This is a genomic window from Shigella sp. FC1661, from assembly GCF_001712525.1.
Lineage (GTDB): Bacteria > Pseudomonadota > Gammaproteobacteria > Enterobacterales > Enterobacteriaceae > Escherichia > Escherichia coli.
Genome location: NZ_MDGW01000263.1, coordinates 1 through 2,315 on the forward strand (window position 1 = coordinate 1; position 2,315 = coordinate 2,315).

Below are 2,315 nucleotides of genomic sequence, written 5' to 3' on the forward strand. Positions count from 1 at the left end.
AACACGCCAGTTCGCCCGGATGTTGGGACTTGAACCGAAGAACACGGCGGTGCGGAGTCCGGAGAGTAACGGAATAGCAGAGAGCTTCGTGAAAACGATAAAGCGTGACTACATCAGTATCATGCCCAAACCAGACGGGTTAACGGCAGCAAAGAACCTTGCAGAGGCGTTCGAGCATTATAACGAATGGCATCCGCATAGTGCGCTGGGTTATCGCTCGCCACGGGAATATCTGCGGCAGCGGGCTTGTAATGGGTTAAGTGATAACAGATGTCTGGAAATATAGGGGCAAATCCACCGAGCGGATTGAGCAAGGGCTGTATCGTCACGGGGATAAATTGCCGTCGGTGCGCAGCTTAAGTCAGGAGCACGGCGTCAGCATCAGCACCGTGCAGCAGGCGTACCAGACGCTGGAGACGATGAAGCTCATCACTCCGCAGCCGCGTTCGGGTTATTTTGTCGCACAACGTAAAGCCCAGCCGCCTGTACCGCCGATGACGCGTCCGGTGCAGCGCCCGGTGGAAATTACCCAGTGGGATCAGGTGCTGGATATGCTGGAGGCGCATAGCGACAATTCCATTGTTCCGTTAAGCAAAAGCACGCCGGATGTCGAAACGCCCAGCCTGAAACCACTCTGGCGTGAGCTAAGCCGGGTGGTGCAGCATAATCTACAAACCGTGCTCGGTTATGACTTGTTAGCCGGTCAGCGAGTGTTGCGGGAGCAGATTGCCCGCCAGATGCTCGACAGCGGCTCGGTGGTCACCGCCGATGACATCATCATCACCAGCGGCTGCCATAACTCGATGTCGCTGGCGTTAATGGCGGTGTGTAAACCGGGCGATATTGTCGCGGTCGAATCTCCCTGTTATTACGGTTCGATGCAGATGCTGCGAGGCATGGGCGTGAAAGTGATTGAAATCCCAACCGATCCAGAAACTGGCATCAGCGTTGAAGCACTGGAACTGGCGCTGGAACAGTGGCCGATTAAAGGCATCATTCTGGTGCCAAACTGTAATAATCCGCTGGGATTTATTATGCCGGACGCACGCAAACGGGCCGTTCTCTCTCTCGCTCAGCGTCATGATATTGTGATTTTTGAAGATGATGTCTACGGCGAACTGGCAACGGAGTATCCGCGCCCGCGGACCATCCATTCATGGGATATCGACGGGCGAGTGCTGTTGTGCAGCTCGTTCAGTAAAAGTATTGCTCCAGGCCTGCGCGTGGGTTGGGTCGCACCGGGGCGTTATCACGATAAACTGATGCATATGAAATACGCCATCAGCAGCTTTAATGTGCCGTCCACGCAAATGGCGGCGGCAACGTTTGTGTTGGAAGGCCACTATCATCGCCATATCCGGCGGATGCGGCAGACTTATCAGCGCAATCTGGCGCTTTATACCTGCTGGATACGGGAATATTTTCCCTACGAAATCTGTATTACGCGCCCGAAAGGCGGATTTTTACTGTGGATCGAATTGCCTGAACAGGTCGATATGGTCTGCGTCGCGCGGCAGCTGTACCGCATGAAAATCCAGGTGGCGGCAGGCTCGATTTTCTCGGCTTCCGGCAAATACCGTAATTGTCTGCGCATCAACTGCGCTTTGCCGCTCAGCGAAACCTATCGCGAAGCACTAAAGCAAATTGGCGATGCCGTGTATCGGGCAATGGAATAAATTCGAATTAGTGCCGAGGCCCCTGATTTACTCTCACGAATAACCTGTGACTCGTTTTATCTTTATAGCGACATCGCCACGTTCCGGCATGGCTTAGGCAAAGTGTGCTTCGTTCATGCCAGATGCCATGTGAACGCCTTACCAGGTCTACAAAATATTAAAAGTTCAATATATTTAATGGATTATGTAGACCTGATAAGCGTAGCGCATCAGGCTGCTTTGCGTTTGTCATCAGCCTCTGATTAGTACTCGATCCATGGTTCGCGCTTGCTTTCAGGCAAGGGCTGATTGAAGTGGTCAACAAAAACTGGCCACCGAGTTAGAGTTTTTCCAGTATCGATTTTCCGATTCGTTTGGGGGTAACCCACCGTTATATTCGTGCGGTCTTAGTGCGCTGTAATATCCAACGATATAGTCCGTTATGGCGTGAGCTGCCTCGCTGAAGCTTACGTAACCCACCACCGGCATCCATTCGTTCTTCAGACTCCTGAAGAAGCGTTCCATTGGGCTGTTATCCCAGCAGTTTCCGCGCCGGCTCATACTCTGTCTGATCTGGTATCGCCACAATAACTGCCGGAACTGCCTGCTCGTATAATGACTGCCCTGATCGCTGTGGAACATCACCCCGCCGGGCTTACC

General features: G+C 52.9%; 3 protein-coding genes. 2 read left to right on the top strand and 1 reads right to left on the bottom strand.

Translation table 11 applies throughout. From position 1 onward, the window contains the following. Together BFF42_RS15135 and BFF42_RS15140 are read left to right on the top strand one after the other, a co-directional pair. Positions 1–286: integrase core domain-containing protein (locus BFF42_RS15135; RefSeq protein WP_000318964.1), on the top strand; the 286-nt coding region annotated here is incomplete at its 5' end. Further along, the gene (locus BFF42_RS15140; RefSeq protein ID WP_048815097.1) at positions 264–1,676 is read left to right on the top strand and encodes an aminotransferase-like domain-containing protein; all 1,413 of its coding nucleotides are present in this window, start codon (positions 264–266) and stop codon (positions 1,674–1,676) included. The genes BFF42_RS15135 and BFF42_RS15140, both read left to right, overlap by 23 nt. A 297-nt stretch (positions 1,677–1,973) precedes the next feature. Here BFF42_RS15140 and BFF42_RS15145 read toward each other — a convergent pair. Further along, a partial coding sequence (locus BFF42_RS15145; RefSeq protein ID WP_073841232.1) for an integrase core domain-containing protein occupies positions 1,974–2,315 on the bottom strand: 342 nt, incomplete at its 5' end.